26 protein-coding genes and 2 tRNA genes are annotated in these 24,996 nt (G+C 69.5%); 4 read left to right on the top strand and 24 right to left on the bottom strand.

The features are described 5' to 3' along the window. Positions 1-107: 107 nt before the first annotated feature. Positions 108-1,400 carry an MFS transporter gene (locus D9601_RS05180; RefSeq protein ID WP_198352802.1) on the top strand — a complete coding sequence of 431 codons (1,293 nt, stop codon included), beginning with the start codon at positions 108-110 and terminating at the stop codon, positions 1,398-1,400. Here D9601_RS05180 and rsmD read toward each other — a convergent pair. After that, positions 1,375-1,914, bottom strand: coding sequence for a 16S rRNA (guanine(966)-N(2))-methyltransferase RsmD (rsmD, locus tag D9601_RS05185; protein ID WP_198352803.1), 540 nt, complete (start codon positions 1,912-1,914; stop codon positions 1,375-1,377). The genes D9601_RS05180 and rsmD overlap by 26 nt on opposite strands. Next, positions 1,911-3,185 carry a pseudouridine synthase gene (locus tag D9601_RS05190; RefSeq protein WP_232473824.1) on the bottom strand — a complete coding sequence of 425 codons (1,275 nt, stop codon included), beginning with the start codon at positions 3,183-3,185 and terminating at the stop codon, positions 1,911-1,913. The genes rsmD and D9601_RS05190 overlap by 4 nt, the downstream gene beginning before the upstream one ends. Before the next feature lie 113 nt (positions 3,186-3,298). Between D9601_RS05190 and D9601_RS05195 the strand changes: the two genes are divergently transcribed. Both D9601_RS05195 and D9601_RS05200 read left to right on the top strand, forming a co-directional pair. Further along, positions 3,299-3,733, top strand: a complete 435-nt coding sequence (locus D9601_RS05195) for a response regulator (protein ID WP_198352805.1) — start codon at positions 3,299-3,301, stop codon at positions 3,731-3,733. 78 nt (positions 3,734-3,811) lie between these two features. Beyond that, the gene (locus tag D9601_RS05200; RefSeq protein WP_198352806.1) at positions 3,812-5,146 is read left to right on the top strand and encodes an AmpG family muropeptide MFS transporter; all 1,335 of its coding nucleotides are present in this window, start codon (positions 3,812-3,814) and stop codon (positions 5,144-5,146) included. Here the strand turns inward: D9601_RS05200 and D9601_RS05205 are convergent. The 22 genes from D9601_RS05205 to D9601_RS05310 form a co-directional block, all read right to left on the bottom strand. Then, positions 5,143-5,571 carry a DUF6628 family protein gene (locus D9601_RS05205; protein WP_198352807.1) on the bottom strand — a complete coding sequence of 143 codons (429 nt, stop codon included), beginning with the start codon at positions 5,569-5,571 and terminating at the stop codon, positions 5,143-5,145. The two genes, D9601_RS05200 and D9601_RS05205, sit on opposite strands and share 4 nt — an antisense overlap. A gap of 68 nt (positions 5,572-5,639) precedes the next feature. Further along, positions 5,640-6,947 carry a bifunctional folylpolyglutamate synthase/dihydrofolate synthase gene (locus D9601_RS05210; RefSeq protein WP_198352808.1) on the bottom strand — a complete coding sequence of 436 codons (1,308 nt, stop codon included), beginning with the start codon at positions 6,945-6,947 and terminating at the stop codon, positions 5,640-5,642. 32 nt (positions 6,948-6,979) lie between these two features. Continuing rightward, complete coding sequence (gene accD / locus D9601_RS05215; RefSeq protein ID WP_198352809.1) at positions 6,980-7,837, bottom strand: acetyl-CoA carboxylase, carboxyltransferase subunit beta; 858 nt, start codon at positions 7,835-7,837, stop codon at positions 6,980-6,982. Then, on the bottom strand, positions 7,834-8,637 hold the full coding sequence (trpA, locus tag D9601_RS05220; protein WP_198352810.1) for a tryptophan synthase subunit alpha: 804 nt from the start codon (positions 8,635-8,637) through the stop codon (positions 7,834-7,836). The genes accD and trpA overlap by 4 nt, the downstream gene beginning before the upstream one ends. Next, entirely contained in the window at positions 8,634-9,866 is a 1,233-nt protein-coding gene (trpB, locus tag D9601_RS05225) for a tryptophan synthase subunit beta (RefSeq protein ID WP_198352811.1), read from the bottom strand. Before trpB ends, trpA begins: the two co-directional genes overlap by 4 nt. Next, complete coding sequence (locus tag D9601_RS05230; protein ID WP_198352812.1) at positions 9,863-10,498, bottom strand: phosphoribosylanthranilate isomerase; 636 nt, start codon at positions 10,496-10,498, stop codon at positions 9,863-9,865. Before D9601_RS05230 ends, trpB begins: the two co-directional genes overlap by 4 nt. Positions 10,499-10,529: 31 nt before the next feature. Then, the gene (locus D9601_RS05235; RefSeq protein WP_198352813.1) at positions 10,530-10,889 is read right to left on the bottom strand and encodes a glyoxalase; all 360 of its coding nucleotides are present in this window, start codon (positions 10,887-10,889) and stop codon (positions 10,530-10,532) included. Between the two features lie 2 nt (positions 10,890-10,891). Further along, positions 10,892-11,311, bottom strand: coding sequence for a GFA family protein (locus D9601_RS05240; protein WP_198352814.1), 420 nt, complete (start codon positions 11,309-11,311; stop codon positions 10,892-10,894). Continuing rightward, positions 11,308-11,979, bottom strand: coding sequence for an orotidine-5'-phosphate decarboxylase (gene pyrF / locus D9601_RS05245; RefSeq protein WP_198352815.1), 672 nt, complete (start codon positions 11,977-11,979; stop codon positions 11,308-11,310). The genes D9601_RS05240 and pyrF overlap by 4 nt, the downstream gene beginning before the upstream one ends. Continuing rightward, complete coding sequence (locus D9601_RS05250) at positions 11,976-12,320, bottom strand: lipopolysaccharide assembly protein LapA domain-containing protein (RefSeq protein ID WP_198352816.1); 345 nt, start codon at positions 12,318-12,320, stop codon at positions 11,976-11,978. Before D9601_RS05250 ends, pyrF begins: the two co-directional genes overlap by 4 nt. A gap of 89 nt (positions 12,321-12,409) precedes the next feature. Next, positions 12,410-14,689 carry a patatin-like protein gene (locus tag D9601_RS05255; protein WP_198352817.1) on the bottom strand — a complete coding sequence of 760 codons (2,280 nt, stop codon included), beginning with the start codon at positions 14,687-14,689 and terminating at the stop codon, positions 12,410-12,412. A gap of 25 nt (positions 14,690-14,714) precedes the next feature. Beyond that, positions 14,715-15,425: an endonuclease/exonuclease/phosphatase family protein gene (locus D9601_RS05260; protein WP_198352818.1), complete on the bottom strand. Its 711-nt coding sequence runs from the start codon at positions 15,423-15,425 to the stop codon at positions 14,715-14,717. Between the two features lie 43 nt (positions 15,426-15,468). Beyond that, positions 15,469-15,804 (bottom strand): hypothetical protein, encoded by a 336-nt coding sequence (locus D9601_RS05265; protein WP_332837899.1) that lies wholly within the window; start codon positions 15,802-15,804, stop codon positions 15,469-15,471. A gap of 25 nt (positions 15,805-15,829) precedes the next feature. Continuing rightward, positions 15,830-15,905 (bottom strand) — tRNA-Thr (locus D9601_RS05270). 47 nt (positions 15,906-15,952) lie between these two features. Further along, positions 15,953-16,636: a spermidine synthase gene (locus D9601_RS05275; protein WP_198352819.1), complete on the bottom strand. Its 684-nt coding sequence runs from the start codon at positions 16,634-16,636 to the stop codon at positions 15,953-15,955. Next, a complete protein-coding gene (locus D9601_RS05280; RefSeq protein ID WP_198352820.1) occupies positions 16,633-16,995 on the bottom strand; it encodes a DUF6481 family protein in 363 nt (120 codons plus the stop codon). The genes D9601_RS05275 and D9601_RS05280 overlap by 4 nt, the downstream gene beginning before the upstream one ends. Before the next feature lie 102 nt (positions 16,996-17,097). Beyond that, positions 17,098-17,173, bottom strand: a tRNA-Lys gene (locus D9601_RS05285). A gap of 95 nt (positions 17,174-17,268) precedes the next feature. Further along, positions 17,269-18,381, bottom strand: a complete 1,113-nt coding sequence (rodA, locus tag D9601_RS05290; protein WP_198352821.1) for a rod shape-determining protein RodA — start codon at positions 18,379-18,381, stop codon at positions 17,269-17,271. Next, positions 18,378-20,429, bottom strand: coding sequence for a penicillin-binding protein 2 (gene mrdA, locus D9601_RS05295; protein WP_198353401.1), 2,052 nt, complete (start codon positions 20,427-20,429; stop codon positions 18,378-18,380). Before mrdA ends, rodA begins: the two co-directional genes overlap by 4 nt. A gap of 29 nt (positions 20,430-20,458) precedes the next feature. Further along, on the bottom strand, positions 20,459-20,977 hold the full coding sequence (mreD, locus tag D9601_RS05300) for a rod shape-determining protein MreD (protein ID WP_198352822.1): 519 nt from the start codon (positions 20,975-20,977) through the stop codon (positions 20,459-20,461). Then, entirely contained in the window at positions 20,974-21,888 is a 915-nt protein-coding gene (mreC, locus tag D9601_RS05305) for a rod shape-determining protein MreC (protein WP_198352823.1), read from the bottom strand. The genes mreD and mreC overlap by 4 nt, the downstream gene beginning before the upstream one ends. Before the next feature lie 22 nt (positions 21,889-21,910). Then, entirely contained in the window at positions 21,911-22,951 is a 1,041-nt protein-coding gene (locus D9601_RS05310; RefSeq protein ID WP_198352824.1) for a rod shape-determining protein, read from the bottom strand. Between the two features lie 134 nt (positions 22,952-23,085). On the opposite strand from D9601_RS05310, the gene mutL reads away from it, so the two are divergent. Further along, complete coding sequence (gene mutL / locus D9601_RS05315) at positions 23,086-24,909, top strand: DNA mismatch repair endonuclease MutL (RefSeq protein ID WP_198352825.1); 1,824 nt, start codon at positions 23,086-23,088, stop codon at positions 24,907-24,909. The last annotated feature ends 87 nt before the right edge of the window (positions 24,910-24,996 follow it).

The raw sequence follows: 24,996 nt of genomic DNA on the forward strand, positions 1-24,996 counted from the left end.
GCAGACGACGAGCAATATTCATTCGGTCACCGACCCGCCGCTCCTGGCGTGAGCGGCTTGCCCCGCCGCCGCTTTGCCAAGCGTCGCACGCGGCCTATCAGGGTGGCATGCAGGCTCCGTCTCCTCGTCGCATCCTGACCGCCAGCCTCGTCGGCACGGCGGTCGAATTCTACGACTTCTATATCTACGCGACCGCAGCGGCACTGGTATTTCCGGCGCTGTTCTTTCCCGGCGAAAGCCCGGCGGCGCGGCAGTTGCTCAGCTTCGCGACCTTCGCAGTGGCCTTCTTCGCCCGGCCGATCGGGGCGGCGGTGTTCGGCCATTTCGGCGATCGCATCGGCCGCAAGTCGACGCTGGTCGCCAGCCTGATGCTGATGGGCGGATCGACCGTCGCCATCGCCTTCCTGCCGACCTACGCTCAGATCGAGCGCATGGCTCCGCAGATGGGCTGGCTCGCCCCCTTGCTGCTTTGCCTGCTCCGCCTCGGCCAGGGTCTGGGTCTGGGTGGCGAATGGGGCGGTGCGGCGCTGCTGGCCGTCGAGAATGCCCCGCCGCATCGCCGCAATACCTGGGGGATGTTCCCACCGCTCGGCGCGCCGGTCGGGTTCATCATGGCAAACGGACTGTTCCTGCTGATCGGCCTCGGGCTGGACGAAGCGGCGTTCCGAAGCTGGGGCTGGCGGCTGCCCTTCTTGGTCAGCGCGGTGCTGGTGATGCTCGGCCTGTGGGTTCGCCTCAAGCTGACCGAGACGCCCGCCTTCGTCGAGGCGGCCAAGGCGGAGGCTCTGCCGAAGGTGCCGATCGCGACGCTGCTGTCCGGCCACGGCCGTGCGCTGGTGGCGGGGACGGGGGGCGTGATCGCCTGTTTCGCGCTCTTCTATCTCGCGACCGCCTTCACCTTGAGCTACGGCACCGCCACGCTGCACTATGGGCGGGAAGCCTTGCTGGCGTGCGAACTGGTCGCGATCCTGTTCCTCGCCGGCGGGGTGATCGTCGCCAGCATGCTTGCCGACCGCCATGGCGCGCGGCCGATGCTGATGCTCGGCTTCGGCGGCTGCATCGTCGCGGGGCTGCTGATGGGGCCGATGCTCGGCGCGGGCTCGCTGGCGATCGTCTTCGCCTGGCTGGCCTTTGCCCTGTTCGTGATGGGCTTCGCCTATGGACCGCTCGGCGGCTGGCTGCCCGAGCTGTTCCCGGCAGGGGTGCGCTACACCGGCGTGTCGATGACCTTCAACATGGGCGGGATCATCGGCGGCGCGCTGGCGCCGATCGCCGCACAGATGCTGGCGACGCGCGGTCTTTGGTGGATCGGACTGTATCTCGTCGGAGCTGGCCTGCTCAGCCTCGCCGGCATGGCGCTGCTGCCGCGTGGCGTCAGGATTCCGCGCGCAACAGGGTGAGGCGTGCCTTGCCGTGGACGCGGGTGGCGTCGATGGTGAAGCCCGCCACGGCGATTTCCTCGGCCTTGGCGGTCTCGACGCTGATCCAGGTCGCCGGGCCGGCCCAGCCGAGCCGCGCCAGCTTGTCGAGCGCGACCGCGCCCGCTCCGGTGCCATAAGGCGGGTCCATCATGATCAGGTCGAGCGGCGCCCGCGCCGGGCCGAGCGCCATCACCGACGACGCGCGGACATCGCCACGCGCGCCGAGCTTGGCGAGATTGGCCTTGAGCGCATCGAGCGCGGCGCGATCCTGTTCGACGAACAGGCACGATCCGGCGCCGCGCGACAGCGCCTCGATACCCAATGCGCCGGAGCCGGCGAAGAGATCGGCGACGGCGAGCCCTTCGAAACTGCCTAGGCGGCTGGCCAGCATCGAGAACAGGGCTTCCCGCGTGCGATCGGCGGTCGGGCGCGTCGCGTCGCCCTTCGGTGCGACCAGCGGACGGCCGCGCCAGGTGCCGGCGATCACCCTCATGCCTTGCCCCCACGCGGACGGCGCGGGCCACCGCCAATCGGGCTGCCGCTGCCGGGGCTGCCGGATCGGGGACGATTGCCGCCGGGGCGGGGTGATCGCGGGCCATCGCCCGGGCGCGATGGTCGGCCACGCTGCTCGCCGGTGCCGGGCCGCGCGGCGCGGCGATCGCCCGCAGCTTCCGCTCGTGCCGGGCGGTTGCGCTCGCCTTCGGCGCCTGACCTTGCCGGACGCGTCCGCTCGGAAGCCGCGTTCGCTTTCGCCGGGCGAGTACGGTCATCACCACTGGCGCGCGAAAAGCGCGGGCGCTCCGAGCCGTCGCGGGGCAGCTGGGTGCGCGTCCGGCCGGCCTGCCCGTCGCGGGGGGATGTGGCGCGAGTCGGCTGCGGGCGGGTCGTCCCGCTCGCGGCTGTCGGTCGGGCCGCCCCGTCGGACCGGGCGCGGCTGCGGGCGGCACGATCGACGGTCGGCGCGCTGCGAAACCCGGGACGCGGCTCCGCCGACACCGTCACGAACGACTCGTCCGGCACACCGCCATTCAGCGTGCGGCGAAAGGCGACCAATTCGTGCTGCTTGACCTCGCCGACCTCGCCGACCGGCAGGTCGCCGAGCACGAAGGGGCCGTAGCGGATGCGGATCAGCCGGCCGACCTGCAGGCCGAGGTGTTCGAGGACGCGGCGCACCTCGCGATTCTTGCCCTCGGTCAGCGTCATCTCGATCCAGACGTTGGCGCCGGTCCGCCGCTCGATATTGGCGTCGATCGAGCCGTAGCGAACCCCCTCGATCTCGATACCGTCGGCGAGATCCTCGAGCTGCGCCTGAGTGATGTTGCCATAGGCACGGACGCGATAGGTCCGCTCCACCCCGGTCGCCGGCAGTTCGAGCTGACGCTTGAAGCCGCCGTCGGTGGTCAGCAGCAGCAGCCCCTCGGTGTTGAGATCGAGCCGGCCGACCGGCACCAGCCGCGGCAGGTCGTGCGGCAAGCGCTCGTAGATCGTCGGCCGTCCGCGCGGATCGCGTTCGGTGACGAGCAGGCCGGTGGGCTTGTGGAACAGGAACAGTCGGGTCGGCTCCGGCGTCGCGACCGGATTGCCGTCGACGGTGATCCCCTTCAGCGAGGTCAGCACGGTCGCCGGCGTGTCGATCACCACGCCGTCGCGGGCGACGCGCCCGCCGGCGATCATGCGCTCGACTTCGCGACGCGACGCAATGCCGGCACGGGCGAGGAGCTTGGCGATGCGATCGCCGCGGGACGAACCGGAGGTGGGGGCCATGCGGCGGCTCATAACGCGATCCCACTTATGTTGCGAAATATTTGCGACCGAACCGGCCAACGCGCGTTAAGTCGCGCAGGCGTAACGAAATGAACGCCGCGCGGAGCGGGTGGATGTTGTTCGGGAAGAAGAAGCGACGGATCGTGCGGTTGCTCGTCGTCGAGGATGAACCGCTGGTCGCCTTCGACACGGAGCATTTCCTCACCGACGCTGGCTATGAGATCGTCGCGACGGTCGACCGGGTCGCGCAGGCGGTCGAGCTGATCGCCTCGGGCACGGCCCTCGATCTGGTCTTGGTCGACGTCAGCCTGGCGGACGGCTCCGGCCTCGACGTCGCGCGGGCGGCGGCAGACCATAACGTCCATGTGCTGTTCGTCACCGGCAATTGCCCGGTGGAGGCGGCGACGCTCGCCGCCGGCTGCCTCGCCAAACCCTATGCACAGCGCGACCTGATCGGCGCGATCGCCGCGATCGAGACTCATCTCGACGGCCGCAAGCCGCGCAAGCTGCCCAACGGCTTCCGCCTGTTCGTCGGCATGGACGCCTGATCGCGCCATTCACCACATGGACTTGATCGCGGCATCCGCTCTATGCCGTGGGCCGGTATGGGGCGGGGTGGTGCCTGGATGGATCAGTTGCAGTCGCGGACATGGTGGGACGGCGCCGGGCCGTACATGGAGCGTGGGCCGATCGCCGCGCTGGCGCTGGGTCTGTCGTCCGGCTTTCCCTATGCGATGATCGGCGCGACGCTGACGACGCGGTTGGCGCAGGACGGCATCGACAAGAAGACGGTGACGGCATTCAGCCTCGCCTTCCTAGTCTACAATCTGAAATTTCTGTGGGCCTGGGTGGTCGACGGCGTCCGGCTGCCAGTGATCGGCCGACTGGGCCAGCGCGTATCGTGGCTGCTCGTCGCCGGTGCCCTGGTCATCGCCGCCGTGGTCCATCTCGCGCTGGTCGATCCGCGGGCGGATATCGCCGCGATGGCGCTTGCCGCGATCCTGGTCGGCGCCGCCGGCGCGACCTTCGACATCGTCATCGACGCGTATCGTATCGAGATGCTGGAGCCGCGCCAACTCGGCGTCGGCTCGGGGATGAGCCAATATGGCTGGCGCATTGGCTCCGCCGGCGCCGGTGCGCTGGCGCTGATCGTCGCCGAACGGTTCGGCTGGTCGGCGGCCTATATCGCCTGTGCGATCTTCGCGCTGCCGGCGATGCTCTGCGGTATCAGCTTCGGCGAGCCGGAACGGTATCGCGAGCCCGTCGCACGGCGCGGGATCGGCGAGGCGGCGCGCGCCGTCTGGGGGCCGTTCGTGCAGTTCTTCACCCGACCCGGCGCGTTCCTCGTCCTCACGTTCATCCTGATCCACAAGGTCGGTGACACGCTTGCGAATCTGACCTTCCGCCTGCTGTTCGACGATCTCAAATTCACCGGCGACGAAATCGCCTTCTACGACGTCTTCGTCGGCTTTCTCGCCTATCTGATCGGCATCTTCATCGGCGGCGTGCTCTATGCCCGACTGGGGCTGAAGCGGTCGGTGCTGATCGCACTGGTGCTGATGGCGGTGTCGAACCTCAGTTTCGCCTTGCTCGCCGCGGCGGGACATTCGAACCTTGGCATGGCCGGCGCGATCGGCTTCGAAAATATCGCCAGCGGCTATGGCGGGGTGGTGGTCATTGCCTATTTTTCGGCCTTGTGCGACCTGCGCTTCACCGCGGCCCAGTTCGCGCTGATCTCCGCCGCGGCGAGCATCCTCGGCCGGATCGTCACGGGAACGACCGCCGGCGCGCTGATCGAGGCGCTGGGCTACGTCGATTTCTACCTGCTGACGACCGTCTTGGCGATGCCCGGCGTACTGCTGTTCTGGTGGATGAGCCGGACGGGGCTGGTCGACCGATCGATCGGCAGCGCGGGCATCGACGGTCCGGGCGATGCGCGGGCGGAGGAGACCGCCGCCTAGACGCAAATAGGGCGACCCTCGTCGGCGAAGCTGGCGGCGACCGCTGCGGCACTGGCTAGGACGCCATCGACCCGCCGCATCGCGAGCAGGTCGGCGAGCAGCAGGCGCGCGACCTCGGACCCCGTCTCGACCCGCGCGACGATGGTCAGCAGCGCGCGTTCGGCGGCGGTCATGCGGGCGCAGCAGCATGGCGCGATCGCGATCGTGTCCGCCGCCGTGCCGGCAAGATCCGCCATCAGCGCGCGCAGCAGCACCAGCGGGCGCTGAAACGCCTCGCCAAAGGCGCTGAACAGCGCATGGGCGGCGCGCGCATCGGCGAGGCCATGAGCACCCATCCTTCGGATCGCGAACAGCGCCAGCCGCGCGTTCGGGCAGGCGGGCAGCGTATGCGGCAAGGGATGGAGCGTGGTGCTGACGTCGGACATTCTGCGACTCCTCTGAGCGAACCGCATCGTCCGCGATCCGCTATTGCAAGTCAATCGCAGTGATAGCGTCAGTCGGGCGCTTCATCGTTCAAGCGCAACGCGATGCCGGCGAGGTACAGCGACCCGGCGATCAGCACCACGGCATCGTCGCGAATCATGCCGAGTGCCGCGGGCAGATCGGCGGCGGTATCAGCGGGCAGACCCAGGCTGGCCGCGTGTGCCGAAAGGCGGGCGGGTGGATGACTGTCGTGCCCCGGCACCGGCACCGCGATCATGCGCGAGGCATGCGGCGCGAGCAGGCGCAGCACGCCGTCTGCATCCTTGTTGGACAGCAGTCCGGCGACCAGCACCACCGGTCGGCCGCGCGCGATGCCGTCGAGCGCCCGGGCAACGGGTTGCGCCGCGGAGGGATTATGCGCGCCGTCCAGCCATAGTTCGCTGGCGGGGGTCAGCAGGGCGTGCAGCGGACCGTCGCCGAGGCGCTGCATCCGCGCCGGCCATTGCGCCCAGTCGGCGGCGGCGCGCATCGCCGCTTCGGGCACGGTGACGGCGCCCTGGTGACGCAGCATTGCGATCGCCAGGGCGTAATTGCGGGTCTGATGCGGCCCGACCAATCGCGGCCGTGGTGCGACGAGCGCGAAGCCGGTGTCGCGATAGCGGATCGTCGTCCGTGCGCTCTCGCTCCACCATTGCCGATGCCGCGCGATTACCGGCGCGCCGACCGCCGCCGCCGCCGCCTCGACCCGCTCCCGGGCGGGGCGGGCGTAATTCATCGTCACCAGCGGCACGCCGGGCTTGGCGATCCCGGCCTTCTCCGCGGCGATTCCGGCGAGCTGGTTGCCGAGAAAGGCTTCGTGATCGAGGCCGAGCGCGGCGATGCCGGTCACCACCGGCTTGCGGATCACGTTGGTTGCATCGAGCCGGCCGCCAAGCCCGACCTCGACGATCGTTGCCGCTGCAGGCGCGCGGGCGAAGGCGAGAAAGGCGGCGGCAGTGGTGACTTCGAAGAAGCTGGCGCCGATGCCGTCGGCATGGTCCAGGACCTCGGTGAGCAGCGCGGCGAGCGTCGCGTCGTCGACCAGCCGGCCGCCGATCCGGATCCGCTCGTTGAAGCGGACCAGATGCGGGCTGGTGAAGACATGGACGCGATGGCCTGCCGCCTCCATCGCCGCGCGCAGGAAGGCGCAGGTCGACCCCTTGCCGTTGGTGCCGGCGACGTGGAAGACCGGCGGCATTGCATCCTGCGGATCGCCGAGCCGGGCGAGCAGCCGCGTGATTCGTTCCAGCCCGAGCACGTCCGCACCGGGCGACAGCGCCGCCAGGCGGTCGAGCTGCGCCTGGACGGCGGGATCGGAGGACATCGCGTGATCGGGCATCGCCACCCCTCCCGCAACCGACAGGAACGCCGTTACGCCGCCTGGGCGGTCGGCCGGAGGTAGCCGATCACTGTCGCCAGCCGCTCGCGCAGGTCGCGGCGGTGCACGACCATGTCGAGCATGCCGTGGTCGAGCAGATATTCGGCCCGCTGGAAGCCTTCGGGTAGCTTCTCGCGGATCGTGCTTTCGATGACGCGGGCGCCGGCGAAGCCGATCAGCGCGTTCGGCTCGGCGATCTGGACATCGCCCAGCATCGCATAGCTGGCGGTGACGCCGCCGGTGGTCGGATCGGTCAGCACGACGATATAGGGCAAGCCCGCGTCATGCAGCATCTGGATGGCGACGGTGCTGCGCGGCATCTGCATCAGGCTGAGGATGCCTTCCTGCATGCGCGCACCGCCGGCGGCGGTGAAGATCAAATAGGGCGCCCGATCGGCAATCGCCGCCTCGACGCCGCGGACGAAGGCCTCGCCGACCGCCAGGCCCATCGAACCGCCCATGAAGGCGAAGTCCTGTACGCCCATCACCACGCGGTGGCCATGGATCGTGCCGCGCGCATTGATCAGCGCATCCTGTTCCTGCGCACTGGTCCGCGCCGCCTTCAGCCGATCGCTGTAGCGCTTGGAGTCGCGGAACTTCAGCGGATCCTCGGGCACCTTGGGCGGGGCGATCTCGGCGCAACTGCCCTCGTCGAGGATCTGCGCGAAGCGCTGCTTGGGGCCGATGCGCTCGTGATGGTCGCACTTCGGACAGACGTAGAGATTCTCCTCCAATTCCTTGGAGAAGACCATCTGGCCGCAGCCCTTGCACTTGTGCCAGAGATTCTCTTCCGACGTCTCGCGCGTGGTGACGCGGGACAGCGCGTTGCGGACGCTGGTGATCCAGCTCATGCCATGACCTTTCGGGCGGTCGCGAGGGCGGCCGCGAGGGATTGGATATAGGGGGTGACCGCCGCCGGCGCATCCTGGCCATGTTTTGCGACGATCTCGACGATCGCGGAGCCGACGACGACGCCATCGGCGACGGCGCTGATCGCCGCCGCCTGTTCGGGCGTCCGGACGCCGAATCCGACCGCGACCGGCAGGTCGGTCGCCGCGTTCAGCCGGGCGACGGCGCTGTCGATCGAGGCCTGTGCGGCCTGTTGCAAACCGGTGATGCCCGCCACCGAGACATAATAAAGAAAGCCGCCGGCACCATCCAGCACCTGTGGCAGGCGGGCGGCATCGGTCGTCGGGGTGGCGAGGCGGATCGATGCGATCCCTCGGGCGCGCAGATCCGGCCCGAGCGAATCATCCTCTTCCGGCGGGATGTCGACACAGATCACGCCGTCGACGCCGGCCTCGGCGGCGGCGGCCGCGAACCAGTCGGACCCGCGGCGCAGCATCGGATTGGCATAGCCCATCAGCACCAGCGGCACGTCGGGGTGCCGGGCGCGGAAATCCGTGGCGATGGCTAGGATGTCAGCGGTGCGGGTGCCGGCGGCGAGGCTGCGCACGTTGGCGGCTTGGATCGCCGGGCCGTCAGCCATCGGATCGGTGAACGGCATGCCCAGCTCGATCACATCGGCGCCGCCGGCGACGAGCGCATCGAGGATCGCCGGTGTCGCCGCGGGATGCGGATCACCCGCGGTGACGAAGGTGACCAGCGCCGGGCGCCCCTTGGCGAAGGCTGCCGCCAAGCGCGCGCTCATATTGCCACCCCGAGCGCGGCGGCGACGGTGAAGATGTCCTTGTCGCCACGGCCGCAAAGGTTGGCGAGGACGATCTGGTCGGCGCGCATCGTCCGCGCGCGGCGGGCGACGGCCGCGATCGCGTGGCTCGGCTCCAGCGCCGGGATGATGCCTTCGGTACGGCAGAGCAACTGGAAGGCGTCGAGCGCCTCGGCGTCGGTCGCACTGTCATATTCGACGCGGCCGATATCGCGCAGCCACGCATGTTCCGGCCCGATGCCGGGATAGTCGAGACCGGCGGAGATCGAATGACCCTCCGCGATCTGACCGTCCTCGTCCTGCAGCAAATAGGTCTTGTTGCCGTGCAGCACGCCCGGGAAACCACCCGCCAGGCTGGCGGCATGTTCGCTGCCGCCGAGGCCGTGGCCCGCCGCCTCGACGCCGAGCATCGCGACTTCGGCATCGTCGAGGAAGGGGTGGAACAGGCCGATCGCGTTCGATCCGCCGCCGATCGCCGCGACCAGCAGGTCGGGCAGGCGGCCGGTCCGCGCCAGCATCTGTTCGCGCGCTTCACGGCCGATGATGCTTTGGAAGTCGCGGACCAACTCGGGATAGGGGTGCGGCCCGGCGGCGGTGCCGATGATGTAGAAGGTGTCGTGGACGTTGGCGACCCAGTCGCGCAGCCCCTCGTTCATCGCGTCCGACAGCGTCGCCGCGCCGCTGGTCACCGGGCGGACCTCGGCGCCGAGCAGCTTCATCCGAAAGACGTTGGGCTGCTGCCGCTCCACGTCCTTGGCGCCCATGTAGATGACGCAAGGCAGGCCAAACCGCGCGCAGACCGCGGCGGTGGCGACGCCGTGCTGCCCGGCACCCGTCTCCGCGATGATCCGGGTCTTGCCCATGCGGATCGCGAGCAGGATCTGGCCGATGCAATTGTTGATCTTGTGCGCGCCGGTATGATTGAGCTCGTCACGCTTAAACCAGACTTGCGCGCCCATCCCGTCCGGTGCGCCGTCGCGCAGCGCAGCGGACAGCCGCTCGGCATGATAGAGCGGGCTCGGCCGGCCGACATAATGTTCGAGCAGGTCGTCGAATTCGGCCTGGAAGGCGGGATCCGCCTTGGCACGCTTATATTCGCGATCCAGGTCAAGGATCAGCGGCATCAGCGTCTCGGCGACATAGCGGCCGCCGAACTGGCCGAAATGGCCGCGGTCGTCTGGCTGATTACGGAAGCTGTTCGGGGCGTTCATAGCCGTGCCGCTTTAAGGAAGGCGGCGATCTTGTCCACATCCTTGACCCCCGCTGCGCTCTCGACGCCCGAGGAGACGTCGACCAGCGGCGCCCCGGTGCGGCGGATCGCGTCCGCGACATTGCCGGCGTCCAACCCGCCGGACAGCGCCCAGGGGAGCGGATGACGGAAGCCGTCGAGCAGCGCCCAGTCGAAGCGCAGGCCCATGCCGCCGGGCAGCGCCGCGCCATCAGGAGTCTTGGCGTCGTAGAGGATGCGATCGGCGGCGCCGGCATGGCGGCGTGCCTGATCAAGATCGGCGCGGGTCTTCACCGCCACCGCCGCCCAGGTGTCGCGGCGGGTGCGCGCGCGGATCGCCGCGATGCGGTCGGGCGCCGTCTTGTGAAGCTGGACGGCGGACAGGCGCCCGGCGGCAATCGCTTGGTCGAGCAGCGCGTCATCAGGATCGACGAACACTCCGACGCGGCCGACGCCGTCGGGCACGCGCGCGGCGAGGCCGGCGGCGCGGGCGAAGTCGAGATGACGCGGCGAGGGGGGAAAGAAGACGAAACCGACATGACTGGCACCGCCGCCGAGCGCCGCGTCGAGCGTGTCGGGGGTGGTCAGGCCGCAGATCTTGGTGGCAACGGGCATGGCGCGGCCATCGCGCCACCGCTCCGCGAATTCAAGCGTCGGCTGGCGATTCCTCAACGATGTGCCACAGCACGCCGGCCGGATCGAACAGCATGCCGACCCGTAGGCCCCAGGGCTTCATTTCGGGCGCGATCGGCGCGCGGACGCCAAATTGCTCGGCAAGCCCGTCGGTCCGCCGCCACCAATGATCGAGATCGGCGACGATCAGTTGCACCATCGTATTGCCCGCCCATTCCTGCTGGAAGTAGTTCTGCAGCAGGAAGCCGGCGCCATCATGGTCGTAGATCGCCAGCTCGGTGTCGACATAGCCGGGTGTGAAGCCGATCGCTTCATAGAAAGCGCGCGATTGCGCGAAGTCGCGCGTTGGCAGGAACGGGCGGATCGACGCCATGATCACTCCGTCGGATGATAGTGCAGGATTCCCGCGACGCGATGCCCGCCGCCGTCGGACGGATGATGCACGCCGTCATTGACGGGGATTTCGCGGAAATCGAACGGGCTGACGCCGTCGAGGCAGGCGGCATTGACGCCATATTCGTCGCCGTTCGAGCGGCGGCGGTGATGCGTATAGATGCCGCAGGTGGAGCAGAAATGATGCTCCGCCTTGCCCGTGTTGAAGCGGTAGGTCGTCAGGTGATCGTGACCGGCGGTGATGGCGAGGTCGCCGACCCTGGCGGTCAGCGCCACTGCGCCGCGCATCCGGCAATAGGAACAGTTGCAGCGCCGCGCTGCCGCCAGGCCGCCGGTCAGGCGCACGGTGAACCGTACCGCGCCGCAATGGCATCCGCCGTTGCAGAGCGGCGCGTCGTTCACAGCGTTGCGCCGATCGCACGTGCGGCCGCGTCGGGATCCTCCGCCTGGGTGATCGGGCGGCCGACGACGATCACCGAGGCGCCGGCGTCGAGCGCGGCGCGCGGCGTGACGACGCGCTTTTGGTCGCCGACGACGCCATCGGCGAGCCGGACGCCGGGCACGACGAAAAAGCCTTTCGGCCATGCCTTGCGCGCCGCCGCGACCTCCGCCCCCGAGCAGACGATGCCATCGACGCCCGCGTCATGGGCGAGCTCGGTGAGGCGCAGCACCTGATCATGCGGACTGCCGCCAATACCGGTCGCGGCGAGATCGTCGGCATCAAGGCTGGTCAACATGGTGACTGCGACGACCTTCGTCTGCGGATGCGCCGCCGCCTTGGCGTCCTCCAGCATCGCCCGGCCGCCGGCGGCATGGACGGTGAGGATCGCCGGGGCGAGCGGGCTAAGCGCCTGCACCGCCTTGGCAACGGTATTGGGGATGTCGTGCAGCTTGAGGTCGAGGAAGACGGGCAGGCCGAGCGCCTCCATCTCTCGCACGCCATGCTGGCCATGGGCACAGAAGAATTCGAGCCCGAGCTTGATGCCGCCGACATGGTGGCGGACGCGCGTCGCGATCGCCTTGGCGCGGGTGAGGTCGGGCGTGTCGATCGCGACGTAGACCGGGCTCACAGCAGGCGTCCTTCGACCGCGGCCGCCTCATCGGCAGCGATCGGCTCCCCGGCCGCGGCGATCGGCAAGGCCGCGGTCGGCACCGGCGGCAGCGCGCGAGCGTCGGCGAGCATCCGTTCGGCCGCGGCGACGCGCTGGCGCAACCGCCAGCGGACCGTGCCGAGATACAGATAGGTCGGCAGGAAGCCGAGCAGGAAGGTGACAAGCAGCAGCAGCGGCAGGTTCACGTCGGCGATCAGCCCACTCCACAGATTGATCTGCACATTGTTCCAGTTGGTCGAGGTGAACAGCGCCGCCACGAAGGCGAGCAGGAACCAGAACAGGATCTTGAGGAACTGCATGCGGGACTCCCAGGGGCGGGGGTGACGCTAGCCGGGCGGGGGGCGGAAGGCCAGCCCGTCGATGGCGGTCCGGGAGCGACCCGCCCGGGTCAGCCTATCTCGCGGCGCAGGCTGGCGATCAGTCCGGGGATGGCGGTCAGACGCGGCGCCTCCTCGTCGAGAATGGCACGGAACACGTCGCGCTTGATCGCCGCGACCCGGCCGGCGCGCATCCGGACCTGCGGCGGCAGGGTCGAGACGCAGATGTCGATCATCCGCTCCGCGCCGTGCAGACGGCCCCACAGATAGTCGTTCTCGCGATAGGCGCGGCTGAAGAAGGCGCCGAAGCTGTTGAATTGGATGCCCTTTAGTGTCGCCTCGGCGCCGCCGCCGCGGATCGCGGTGGCATCGTCGGGAGAGATGCGGTCGACCTTGATCGGGTCGAATTCGTCCAGCCCCTCGCCCTGCAACAGCGGCAACGTCGCGGTATCGTAATAGGGGAAGCCGAGATAGGTCAGCAGCAGCGCGCGGCGCGGTGTGCGGTCGAGCGCGACCAGCGCGGTGGCAAGGCGGGTATCGGTTTCCGCATCCAGACGCGTGAGGTCCAGTGCCTCGGCTAGTGCATCGAGGAGCGGGCCGGCGTCGCCGCGGAGCGATCGCACCATCTGGCGCAGCTGCGGATGATCGTCGGCGCGCTGCGCCTCGAGGTAGAGCGCGAGCGAATCGTAGATGGCGTCACGCATCGGCTCCAGCTCGGTGCCCGCCTCGACCTCGGTCAGCCGCCGCGCCATCAGGCGCAGGCGGCGGATGCGAAAGCCGATGTCGTAGGTGCGCAGGAAGTCGATCGTCGCCGCGCTGTCCTTGCCGATGAACACCGGCTGTTCGCCGCCGAAGCCGCGCGCGGCGATCGCCGCCTCGATACTGGCGCGGATGCGGCGCCAGCGCTGCTGTCCCGGCTCGCCGCCCACCTGATAGAGCAGGGCGGTAATCGTCTCCACCACGCCGGTGAGCTTCAGATGGCCGTAGGCGGCATAGCCGTAGCCCGCCCGCGTCGCCGCCGCAGCCTGCGCCCGCCGCCGCCAAGCGACCAGCCGCGCCGGCGTCGGACTGTCGAGGAAGAAGGTGTGGCCGAACAGCGCCTCGATCTCCGCCTCGACGGCGGGGCGCAGCGCGGTGACGATGCCGCGCATCCGATCGATCCGCGCCGACCGCGCGGCGATCGCGTCGAGATTGTCGCGGATCGGCTGCTGCCGCGGCAGGTCGCTCAGCGCGCCGAGGATCGTCTGGAAGAAGCCGGGGTCGCCGCCCGCCGCGCCGAGGCGGATTTTGATCCCTGGCGATGGGTCGATGTAGACGAAGCGCCGGTCGACCTCGCGCCGCGCCGGCCGTTCCTTGAGCGCGTCGATCGCCGGCCGAAACGGCGCATTGGCGAGCACCGAACCGTCGATCAGCACCGCGGTCTCGGCCCGGTTGACGGCGAACTGGCGGGGCAGGGTGCGGCGCAGGAAGGCGCTGCGCCCGGGCCAGTCGACGCCGCGATCGGCGAGGACGCGGTCCAGTTCGGCGACGGTGAACGGCGGGAAGGCGCCGGGAAAGCTCGACGTGGCACGCGCGGCGAAGGCGAGATCGGGCACGTCGGCGAGCGGGCGGTCGGCGGCGCCGTGGTCGGTGAAGCCGATCACCAACCGATGCTCTGTCTCCAGCACCTCGGGCGGCGAATTGAGCGACAGCCGCTCGGGATGGCCGCTGAAGTCGGTAACGGTGACGAACAGGTCGAGCGGCTGCCCTTCCGGCAACAGCCGCGGACCCCTTGGCCCCGCCGCCATGGCGTCGAAGGCGTCGAGCAGCAGATTGGTGAAGATGGCGCCGCCGAACGGCGGTTCGAACCAGCGCGAGCGGACGAAATGCGACAATTTGGCGCGTACCTCGTCGCGGGTCGTCCCGTCCAGCTCCGCCACCTTGTCGGCGCTGCGCCCCGCCGCCATCCACGCCAGTGGCAGCGCCCACATCTTCGAAAAGCGCGAGGCCGGGGCGGCGGCGGGGTCGATCAGCGCCTCGACATCGGCCGACCGTAGCCAGAGGTCGGTCAGCGGCTCCAGGCTCTGCCCGGTGGCGATCGCCTGCGCCAGGAAGATGCCGTTGATGCCGCCCGCCGACGCGCCGGCGACGATGTCGGCGAGAACGCGCAGCTTCATGCCCGCGGTCTCCTCGATCGCGGCGATCAGCCCGGCATAGACGCCCTCGCTGCAGTCGCCCGGCGGCGTGCCGTCGTGGCAGGCGCGGCTGGCCCGGACGACGCGCCACACCTCCTTGGTGATGCCATGCATGTAGACCGCCAAGCTGATCCCGCCGTAGCAGACGAGCGCGAGCCGCAGTTCCTTCTCCCGCATCAGCGGCGATCCGGGCCGCGGCGCGTCATGCGGCGGTCAGCGTCGCCCAGATGGGCAAATGGTCGGACGTCTTGCGCGCCGCGGCGCTGGCATGCACGCCGCATGCGGCCACCGTCCATTCCCGCGACACCATGATCCGGTCGAGCCGGCCGACCGGGCGGCGGGAATGGAAGCTGGGGCCGGTCGGCGCCATCTGATAATCCCGGCAGAAGTCGCGCAGACAGCCCGACGCACTCGTCCATTCGTTGAGGTCGCCCATCAGGACCGTCGGATAGCGACGTGTCGACGCGTCGACATGAGTCATGATCGCCGCCGCCTGCCGTCGCCGCCACAGGCCCGACAGATCGAGATGCATGCCGACGACGCGGACCATGCCCGCCTGGGTCCGCACATCGGCCATGACCGCGCCGCGCGGCTCCAGGGCGGGGAGGTGGATCGGCTCCTGATCGACGATCTGCGCGTCCTTGCGGACGAGGATGACGTTGCCGTGCCACCCCATCGACAGCGCGCGCATGCCGAACGGCACCGGCTTCCAGTCGCTATGCTCATCGATCAGATGGGTCGGCAGCACCGATTCGCGCGTGCCGAACCGGCGGTCCGCCTCCTGCAAGGCGATGATGTCTGCATCGATCTCGCGCAGCACCTCCAGCACCCGTTCGGGATTGCGGCGACGGTCGAGACCGATCCCCTTGTGGATATTGTAGCTGGCGACCTTGAGCGGGGGCGGGGAAACCATTGCACCTGCGCAACGCTCCGCAGGCGCGCGCGGTTGCAGTCGATCAGGCGGCGCGATTCCGCCGGCGCCAGACATGGACGACGATCAACACGCCGGCGATCACCACCGTGTCGGCCAGCCAGTCGCGAATGTCGCAGTCGCGGTGTAGGGCGGGGATCGCCTGCACGACCTCGATCAGCGCCCCGACAAAGGACAGCCGCTCGCCGATGCGCAACAATTCGGCGTGGGGATGGCCCGCGACGGCGAGGATGGTGAGCGTGCCGAACGCCGCCATATGCTGCACCTTGTCGCCGGTCGGGATCGATGGGGGATGGGGCAGGAACGCCATCGTCAGCGCGAATGCGAGCGCCGCCCAGAAACCGATACGTGCGACGATCACCAGGGCAGGGCCTTCCGTCAGAAACTGGTGCCGAGTGCAGGGATCGAACCCGCGACCTTCGGTTTACAAAACCGCTGCTCTACCAGCTGAGCTAACCCGGCGACGTCGCCCCCATGCGTCAGGGCGGCGCGCTAGTCCAGAGGGTCGTTCACCGCGGGACGGCGAACCAGATGACATGGGTGGCGCCTTTGCCGCCGCCCTTGCCGTCGTCGCGGGCACGGACGCGGACTTCGTCGACGGTAAAACCGGCGCGGGCCAGCCGCTTGGCGAAGGCGGGGTCGGGGCCGGCCGACCAGATCGCCAGCACGCCGCCCGGGCGCAGCGCGTTGCGGGCCTCGTCGAGCCCACGCGCGGAATACAGACCGTCGTTGGCGGCGCGGGTCAGGCCGTCGGGTCCGTTGTCGACGTCGAGCAGGATCGCGTCATAGCCGCGGGGCGCCGCGCGGATCGCATCGCCGACGTCGCCGATCGCCAACGTCACGCGCGGATCGTCGAGGCAGCCGTCGGTCAGCGCCGCCATCGGCCCGCGCGCCCATTCGATGATGCCCGGGACGAGCTCGGCGACCGTCACCCGCGCCTGCGGCCCGAGCCGACAGAGCACCGCGCGCAGGGTGAAGCCCATGCCATAGCCGCCGATGAGCAGATGGGGCGAAGGGCGGCCGGCGAGCCGGTCGCAGGTCATCGTGCCGAGCGCGACCTCGGACCCGCTCATCCGCGTGCTCATCAATTCGTTGCGGTCGAGCACGATCATGAAGTCGCCGTCGCGCCGGAACAGGCGCAATGGCTCGCCGCCGGGCACATCGGCCACGCCCAGCAGCTCGCGCGGGGTCACTTGCCCTGGCGCGCCTTGCGAGCGGCATAGCGCGCGTCACGCGCCGCCTTCAGCTCGGCCGCGGTCGGCACCACCGGCGGCCGCTTGGCGGCGGCGGCGGCTTCGGCGGCGGCGGCTGCCGCGGCGGCGGCGCGGGCGCGTGCCTCTTCCTTGGCCACCTTCTTCTGCTCGATCGCGGCCTTGTGCGCCGCGCGACGCTCCGCCTCCGCGGCCTCCTTGGCGGCGCGGGCTGCGGCACGTGCGGCGACCGCTTCCGGATCGGGGGCAGCTTTGTTGCGCAATTTATCGAGCGCCGCGGCCTTGGCGTCACGCGACGCGGACGCGCGCTGCGAGAAATCGGGTGTCTTGTATCCTGCCATATCGACCTTTCCGTCGCTGTTGCCGCCTTGCCCCAACGCCTGGCGATGCGGGAAGGCCCAATGCACAACGGCCTCGCATCGCTGCGAGGCCGTCGGAGAAACTGGTGGACGCACTTGGGCTCGAACCAAGGACCCGCTGATTAAGAGTCAGCTGCTCTACCAACTGAGCTATGCGTCCGTGACCGGTGATGCGCGGCGCCTTGGTGAAGCGCCGACCGCGTCGGGAGGCGCGCAATTACCATCGTGTCGGCGCGATGCAACCCCCTTTTTTGCCTACCAGCGCACGCGGCGCCGATTTTCCCGGTCGATCGACATCATGATGCCTAGGCACAGCAGCACCGTCATTTGCGCCGAACTACCGAAGCTGACCAGCGGCAGCGGGATGCCGACGACGGGCGCCAGCCCCATCACCATCGCCAGGTTGATCGCCACGTAGAAGAAGATCGTCGTCGCCAGGCCGGCAGCGGTCAGCCGCGAGAAGCGGGTGCCGGCATTCTGGCCGACGTTGACGCCCCAGCGGATGACGAGCAGGAAGGCGAGGATCAGCAGGCAGCCGCCGATCAGCCCCCATTCCTCCGCCATCGTCGCGAAGACGAAGTCCGTCTGTCCCTCCGGCAGATAGTCGAGATGGCTCTGCGTACCCTGCAGGAAGCCCTTGCCCCACAGGCCGCCGGAGCCGATCGCGATCTTGGATTGGCTGATATGGTAGCCGGTGCCGAGCGGATCGCTTTCGGGATCGAGGAAGATCAGCACGCGATTACGTTGATAGCCGTGGAGCAGGAAATTGACCGCGAGCGGCGCCGCCACCGCCACCGCCATCGCACCGCCGACGAACAGCCGCAGCGGCACACCGGCAAGGAACATGATCGTCGCGCCGCCGGCGCAGACCATCAGCGCGGTGCCAAGGTCGGGCTGTTTCATGATCAGCGCGGCGGGCAGGCCGATCAGCAGCGCCGCGGGCCAGATCGCGCTGAACCGCCGCGTTTCGTTGGCGGGCAGCATGTCGTAGAAGCGTGCGCAGGCGAGCACGATCGCCGGCTTCATCAGCTCGGACGGTTGCAGGCGGATGAAGCCGAGGTCGAGCCAGCGCTGGCTGCCGCCCCGCACCGCACCGAGCAGCTCGACGAAGACGAGCAGCACGACGAGGCCGCCATAGGCAGGCAGGGCGCCCGATCGCCAGACCCGTTCCGGCACGTAGGACAGAGCGATCGCACCGGCGACGAAGACGTAGAAGCGCAGGCCCTGCGACAGGGCCCAGGGCCGCAGCGAGCCGCCCGCCGCGGAATAGAGCACGACCTGGCCGAAGGTGCCGATCGCGACGACCAGCAGGATCACCTTCCACGGCAGGCGGGCGATCGGATCGGGAACGATGCCGGCGCGGCTCACTGATCGTCGCTCCGTTCGGTCGAGCCGCTTTCCGCGACGGTATCGCCGGCGCTTTCGTTGACTAGCGCGGCCTGGGTCTGGTTGGCGAGGTCGGTCGCCGCCTCGACCGCGGCCGAATCGCTCGGCACGACCGCGTCCGTCTTGGTCGCCTGGACGGCGGGGGCGGGGGTATGGGCGGCGCGATAGGCCGCCGCTTCCGCGGTCATCCGCGTCGCGATGTCGCCACCCCAGCTGGGCTCCATCTCGGCCAGGCTGGTCATCGCACGCTGCTTGTCGAACAGATAAGTCATGATGTCGCGGCCGATCAGCGGCGCGTCGAGGTTGCGGACGGTATGGCCGTTATGCTCGAGCGCGATGCCGAGCGCATATTTGGGATTGTCGGCCGGCGCAAAGGCGATCAGCAGCGCGTGGTCGCGCAGCTTGAACGGCAATTGCCCGTTCTTCAGCACGCCCGCCCGCCGTTCCGCCATGGTGATGCGGCGGACCTGTGCCGTGCCGGTCTTCGCCGCCAGCGCCACGCCGGGAACGTACATCCGCGCCGCGCCGCCGGTGCCGCCGCTGTTGACCACGCCGAACATCGCATTGCGCACGACCGCGAGATCCTCGGCCGGGAAGGGCAACGGCGCGGCATCGCGATGCACATGGTCGGCGAGCAGACTGGGCTGGATCATCCGGCCGGAGGCGAGCCGCGACGCCATCACCGCCAGCTGCAAGGGATTGGCGAGCACATAGCCCTGGCCGATCGAAGCGTTGAGGCCGTCGGCGACAGTCCAGCGGTTCTTGTATTTGCGCAGCTTCCACGCCGAATCGGGGACGGTGCCGTAGCGCTGGGTGGCGAGCGGCAGGTCGAATTTCTGGCCCAGCCCCATCGTTCGGGCGACCGGTGCGATCGCGTCATAGCCCTGGCGCCGGATCATCTCGTAGAAATAGATGTCGCAACTCTGCTCGATCGCCCCCTTGAGGTCGAGCGCGCCATGGCCGCCCTTCTTGTGGCAGTGGAAGATGCCGGTGCCGACCCGCATCGCGCCGGTGCAGACCACGCGATCGGTCGCCTTGACCCCCGAATGCAGCAGGGCCAGCCCGTTCATCGGCTTCACCGTCGATCCCGGCGGGTACAGGCCCTGCGTCACCTTGTTCATCAGCGGAACATGGTCGTTCTCCGACAGCATCTGCCATTCGAGATGGCTGATGCCGTTGGAGAAGCTGTTCGGGTCATAGGCCGGTACCGAGACCATCGCGAGGATCTCGCCCGTGTTGCAGTCCATCACCACGGCGGACCCGGAATTGGTGCCGAGCCGGCGCGCCGCATAATCCTGCAGCGCCGCGTCGATGGTCAGCCGCTGCGTCTTGCCGGGCACGTCGGGCCGCGTGGCGAGTTCGGCGACCAGCTTGCCGCGCGCGGTGACCTCCAGCCGCTTGGCGCCGGCGACGCCGCGCAGCTGGCTCTCGAGCATCTTCTCGAGCCCGTCCTTGCCGATCTTGAAGCCCGGTGTGACGAGCAGGGGGTCGTGCGTCGCCTTATATTGCTCGGCGGTGGGCGTGCCGACATAGCCGGTCAGATGCGCGACCGCCGCGCCGCCGGGATAATGGCGGGCGAAGCCGCGGGTCGGCTCGACGCCCGGCAGCTCCGGCTGGCGCAGCGACACCGCGGCGAAGCGCTCCCAGTCGATATTCTCCGCCACCTGTACCGGCTGAAAGCCCGCCGCACCCTTCAGGTCGAGCTTGATCCGCTCGACCTCTTCGGGGGGCAGCTGCAGGATGCGGGCGAGGAGGCCGAGCGTGCGGTCGGGATCCTCGAGCCGGTCGGGGATGATGTCGACGCGGAAGTCGGTGCGGTTGTTGGCGATCGGCGCGCCGTGCCGGTCGATGATCCAGCCGCGGCGCGGCGGGATCTTGGTCAGGCTGACGCGATTGCTCTCCGCCATCGCATTGTATTTCTCGTTCTGCGCGATCGCCAGCCAGCCCATGCGACCGGCGAGCAGCGCGCCGACGCCGAGCTGCGCCGTGCCGAGCAGCCAGGCGCGACGCGAGAAGCTGTAGGTCTGCATGGCCTCGGTCACGATGCGGTTCGATCGCTTCACGCGGCGACACCCCGCTTGCGGTCGATCCACGCGACGAGGCGGGCGGACAGGGGAAAGAGCAGCACGGCGATCACGATCTGCGCCACTAGCACGGTATCCACGCGGGCACCGAACGGCAGCGCGATCCAGCGCCCGGCGATCAGGCAGAAGGCGAGGGCGCCGCTGGCGATCAGCCAATCCTGCCAGAAGTCGCGAAACACCAGCCGCTGCTCGATCAGGTCGATCGCCAGGAAGCAGGCGGACCAGAGCAGCACGGCCGAGCCGAGCGGCTGGCCGCTGACCAGATCGTCGACGAAGCCGAGCGGCGCCGCCGCCCAGGGGCGCAGGGCGAAGCGGGCGAGCAACCGCCAGGTCAGGAGCATGATCAGCCCGAGCGGCGGCAGCAGCGCGAGGCTGGCGACCACCGGCAGCACGGCGCCGACCAGCGAGGCGGCAAGCACGCTGATCCACGGCACCGCGCGCGCGCGACCGGGGGGAAGCGGCGCGCGGAACGGCTGGTGGTCGATCGTGTTCATGGCGCCGGCGAACTCGCCGGCAGGGGGGGCGCAGTGGGCGGCGGCGCGACGGCGCGGCGCGGCGGCGGCATGGGCATGAACGGCTGTTCGACCAGAGCGAAATCGACGGCATCCGGCGCGGCGACGGGGATGGCGACGACATTGTCGATCCCCGTGGCGGGGATGACGGCGACCGGGATGCCGGGCGGATAGATGCCGCCGGTGCCGGTGGTCACGAACAGCTCGCCCGGCCTGAACCGGACGTTCGTGGCATTGACGGAACGGATGTCGACACGGCCGTCGCCACGGCCGGCCGCGATCGCGGGCAGGCCGTCGCGCGTGCGGCGGACGGGCACCAGGCTTTCCGGATCGGTGATCAGCAGGACGCGGGCGGCAATCGGGCCGCTTTCCAGCACCCGGCCGACCAGTCCGAGTGGCCCGCGCACCGGCATGCCCGGTCGGACATCCTGCAACCGGCCGGCATTGAGCAAGGCGAAGCGTCGCCCGCTCGTCGCCGACGAGGCGACGAGGCGCGCGGTGATCACCGGCGCCGGCGAACGATCGCGGATCGCCAGCAACGCGCGCAGACGCCGGTTGTCATAGGCGAGGATGCGGGCGCGGGTGAGCAACGCGCGGTCGCGCACCACCTCCGCCTTCAGCGCGGCATTCTCGCCATGGACGTCGATCCAGGTACCGATTGCAGCCGGCACGCTGGCCACCGCGCGCGTCGCGCTGTCGAGAACGCTGGCGACCGGCGCGACGACGCTGGCCGCGGTCATCCGCAAGGCGGCGAAGGCGGGCGGGTTGAAGCTCGACACGACGAGCAGCACGATGCCGACTAGCGTGCCCGCGACGGCGAGCACGTAGCCGAGAAAGGCCGAATATTGCCGCCGCCGCGAAAACCCCGTGCGACGGTCGCGGGCAGGCGCCATGCGCCGCTCCCCCCGTTGGCGGTTAACCGTTCTGGAGCACGCCCCGGAACATCGGATCCTCGAGCGCACGACCGGTGCCGAGCGCGACGCAGGTCAACGGGTCCTCGGCGACGGTGACCGGCAGGCCGGTCTCGTCGCGCAGCACCTCGTCCAGCCCCTGCAGCAGCGCGCCGCCACCGGTCAGCACGATGCCCTGGTCGACGATGTCTGCCGCGAGTTCCGGCGCGGTGTTTTCCAGCGCGACGCGGACGCCCTCGACGATCGTCGCGACCGGCTCGCTGAGCGCCTCGGCGATCTGGCCCTGGTTGATCTGGATTTCCTTCGGCACGCCGTTGACCAGATCGCGACCCTTGATGTGGATCGTGGTGCCGATGCCGTCGGCCGGCGGGCGGGCGATGCCGACCTCCTGCTTGATCCGCTCGGCGGTCGCTTCGCCGATCAGCAGATTGTGGTTGCGGCGGATGTAACTGACGATCGCCTCGTCCATCTTGTCGCCGCCGACCCGCACGCTGGTGGTGTAGGCGAGACCGCGCAGCGACAGCACCGCGACCTCCGTCGTGCCGCCGCCGATATCGACCACCATCGAACCGATCGGCTCGGTGACCGGCATGTCGGCGCCGATCGCCGCGGCCATCGGCTCTTCGATCAGATAGACCTGGCTGGCGCCGGCGTTCGACGCCGCGTCGCGGATCGCACGACGCTCGACCTTGGTCGAACCCGATGGCACGCAGATCACGATTTCCGGCCAACGCGCAAACTTGCGGGGCCCGTGGACCTTGCGGATGAACGCCTTGATCATCTCTTCGGCGACGTCGATGTCGGCGATGACGCCGTCGCGCAGCGGCCGGATCGCCTCGATATTGCCCGGGGTCTTGCCCATCATCAGCTTGGCGTCGTCGCCGACCGCCTTCACCTTCTTGATGCCGTTGATCGTCTCGACCGCCACCACGGACGGTTCGTTGAGGACGATGCCGCGACCGCGGACATAGACCACGGTGTTCGCGGTGCCGAGGTCGATCGCCATGTCGTGCGACATGAATTTGAACAAGCGGGGGAAGGCCATCGGGCGATAGGTTCCGTCTTCGGTGCCAGGGCTCCGCCAGCGCCGCCCCACGCCACGGTATCGGCCAGGGCTCGTTCCGTCACGTCGTTGCGGCAGGCTCGCGGGATGCCGCCGCTTGGTATAGAGCTTGCGCGGTGTCAATACGTCGTCTGCCCGAACAACTCGTCAATCGCATCGCCGCCGGTGAAGTGGTGGAAAGGCCCGCCAGCGCGTTGAAGGAGCTGGTCGAGAACGCCATCGACGCCGGTGCGACGCGAGTCGCGGTAGTGCTGCGCGACGGCGGTCTCGCTCGTATCGAGGTGGCGGACGACGGCTGCGGCATGACCCCGGCGGACATGGCGCTGGCGCTGGAGCGGCATGCGACCTCGAAGCTGCCCGACGAGGCGATCGAGAACGTCACGACCATGGGCTTTCGCGGCGAGGCGCTGCCGTCGATAGCCAGCGTCGCGCGCCTGACGCTGGAAAGCCGGATGCCGGGCGCGGAGGGCTGGGCGAGGGTGGTCGACAATGGCGCGCTGGTCCGCGAGGGGCCCGCCGCCTTGCCGCCGGGAACGCGCGTCGTGGTCGAAGAGCTGTTCGCCCGCGTGCCGGCGCGCCGCAAGTTCCTGCGCAGCGCGCGGTCGGAATATGCCGCGTGCCTGGACGTCGTGCGCCGTCTCGCGATGGCGCGACCCGATGTCGCCTTTTCGCTCGAACATGACGGCCGCCGCGCCTTGGCTGTGACCGCGGGCGAGGACCGGGCGGGCCGCGTCGCGGCGCTGACCGATCGCGCGCTCGCCGACAATGCGGTGCCCATCGATCTGGAGCGCGAGGGGCATGTGCTGGGCGGGGTGGCGAGCATCCCGACCTACAATCGCGGCGTTGCCGATCACCAATATCTCTTCGTCAACGGCCGCCCGGTGCGCGACCGGCTGCTGATGGGCGCGATCCGCGGCGCCTATGCGGAGATGCTGCCGCGCGATCGGCATGCGGTGGTCGCGCTGTTTCTCGACGTCCCGCCCGATCAGGTCGATGTCAACGTCCACCCCGCCAAGACCGAGGTGCGGTTCCGCGACCCGATGCTGGTGCGCGGGCTGATCGTCTCCGGACTGCGGCGGGCGCTGGACGCGGCAGGACACCGCAGCGTTCAACGCCCGGCCGAAGCCGCGCTGGCCATGTGGCAGGCCGAGCCGGTCGCCGGTAGTACGTTCGCCCAAGCGGGATGGGATCAGCCCGCCGGTGATCATCCGGGCGCGGAACGTCCGAACGCCTATCTCGCGCTCCATAGCGAGTCGGCGCCTGCCACGCACAGCCTCCACGACCGCCGCGCGACCTTCCTCACGCCACCGCCGGCTGCGCGGGCGGAGCCGGCCTGGGCGCCGCCGCCGCAGACCGGGGCGCATCCGCTCGGCGTCGCACGCGGGCAGGTCGCCAAGACCTATATCGTCGCCGAGGCGGAGGACGGCCTGGTATTGGTCGACCAGCATGCCGCGCACGAACGGCTGGTGCTGGAACGGATGCGCGCCGCACTGGCTGGCGGGCGCGTGGCGAGCCAGGCGCTACTGATCCCCGAGGTGGTCGAACTCGACGAGCCCGGCTGCGATCGGCTGGAGGGACGGGCGACGGAATTGGCCGATCTTGGCCTCGACCTCGAACGGTTCGGTGCGACCGCGATGCTGGTCCGCGCGACGCCGGCGCTGCTCGGCCAGGCCGATCCGCGCGGCCTCGTCACCGACCTCGCCGACGAACTCGCCGCCTATGACGAGGCGCTGTCGCTGCGTGAGCGACTCGATGCCGTCGCCGGGACGATGGCGTGTCACGGCTCGGTGCGCGCCGGGCGTATCCTGTCCGTCGCGGAGATGAACGCGCTGCTACGCGAGATGGAGGCGACGCCGCATTCGGGCCAGTGCAACCATGGCCGGCCGACCTGGGTGAAGCTCGCGCACGGCGACATCGAAAAATTGTTCGGACGGCGGTGAGCGGCCAGGGCTAGCCCATGCCTATGCTCGGGCGATATTTCGCCCGCGGCTCAGCTTCGTCTCTGTCCCTCGTCGCGTGCAGAGACT

The organism is Sphingomonas sp. MA1305 (assembly GCF_016107325.1).
Lineage (GTDB): Bacteria > Pseudomonadota > Alphaproteobacteria > Sphingomonadales > Sphingomonadaceae > Sphingomonas.

Excerpts from the sequence above, each read along its gene's own strand:
- mreC (WP_198352823.1), bottom strand. The coding sequence starts at position 21,888 with ATGGCGCCTGCCCGCGACCGTCGCACGGGGTTTTCGCGGCGGCGGCAA.
- mrdA (WP_198353401.1), bottom strand. The coding sequence starts at position 20,429 with ATGCAGACCTACAGCTTCTCGCGTCGCGCCTGGCTGCTCGGCACGGCG.
- rsmD (WP_198352803.1), bottom strand. The coding sequence starts at position 1,914 with ATGAGGGTGATCGCCGGCACCTGGCGCGGCCGTCCGCTGGTCGCACCG.
- D9601_RS05310 (WP_198352824.1), bottom strand. The coding sequence starts at position 22,951 with ATGGCCTTCCCCCGCTTGTTCAAATTCATGTCGCACGACATGGCGATC.
- trpA (WP_198352810.1), bottom strand. The coding sequence starts at position 8,637 with ATGAGCGCGCGCTTGGCGGCAGCCTTCGCCAAGGGGCGCCCGGCGCTG.
- D9601_RS05210 (WP_198352808.1), bottom strand. The coding sequence starts at position 6,947 with ATGCCCGATCACGCGATGTCCTCCGATCCCGCCGTCCAGGCGCAGCTC.
- D9601_RS05190 (WP_232473824.1), bottom strand. The coding sequence starts at position 3,185 with ATGGCCCCCACCTCCGGTTCGTCCCGCGGCGATCGCATCGCCAAGCTC.
- D9601_RS05180 (WP_198352802.1), top strand. The coding sequence starts at position 108 with ATGCAGGCTCCGTCTCCTCGTCGCATCCTGACCGCCAGCCTCGTCGGC.
- D9601_RS05280 (WP_198352820.1), bottom strand. The coding sequence starts at position 16,995 with ATGGCAGGATACAAGACACCCGATTTCTCGCAGCGCGCGTCCGCGTCG.
- D9601_RS05200 (WP_198352806.1), top strand. The coding sequence starts at position 3,812 with ATGGATCAGTTGCAGTCGCGGACATGGTGGGACGGCGCCGGGCCGTAC.
- D9601_RS05195 (WP_198352805.1), top strand. The coding sequence starts at position 3,299 with ATGTTGTTCGGGAAGAAGAAGCGACGGATCGTGCGGTTGCTCGTCGTC.
- accD (WP_198352809.1), bottom strand. The coding sequence starts at position 7,837 with ATGAGCTGGATCACCAGCGTCCGCAACGCGCTGTCCCGCGTCACCACG.
- trpB (WP_198352811.1), bottom strand. The coding sequence starts at position 9,866 with ATGAACGCCCCGAACAGCTTCCGTAATCAGCCAGACGACCGCGGCCAT.
- D9601_RS05230 (WP_198352812.1), bottom strand. The coding sequence starts at position 10,498 with ATGCCCGTTGCCACCAAGATCTGCGGCCTGACCACCCCCGACACGCTC.
- D9601_RS05250 (WP_198352816.1), bottom strand. The coding sequence starts at position 12,320 with ATGCAGTTCCTCAAGATCCTGTTCTGGTTCCTGCTCGCCTTCGTGGCG.
- D9601_RS05255 (WP_198352817.1), bottom strand. The coding sequence starts at position 14,689 with ATGCGGGAGAAGGAACTGCGGCTCGCGCTCGTCTGCTACGGCGGGATC.
- mreD (WP_198352822.1), bottom strand. The coding sequence starts at position 20,977 with ATGAACACGATCGACCACCAGCCGTTCCGCGCGCCGCTTCCCCCCGGT.
- D9601_RS05205 (WP_198352807.1), bottom strand. The coding sequence starts at position 5,571 with ATGTCCGACGTCAGCACCACGCTCCATCCCTTGCCGCATACGCTGCCC.
- D9601_RS05235 (WP_198352813.1), bottom strand. The coding sequence starts at position 10,889 with ATGGCGTCGATCCGCCCGTTCCTGCCAACGCGCGACTTCGCGCAATCG.
- D9601_RS05260 (WP_198352818.1), bottom strand. The coding sequence starts at position 15,425 with ATGGTTTCCCCGCCCCCGCTCAAGGTCGCCAGCTACAATATCCACAAG.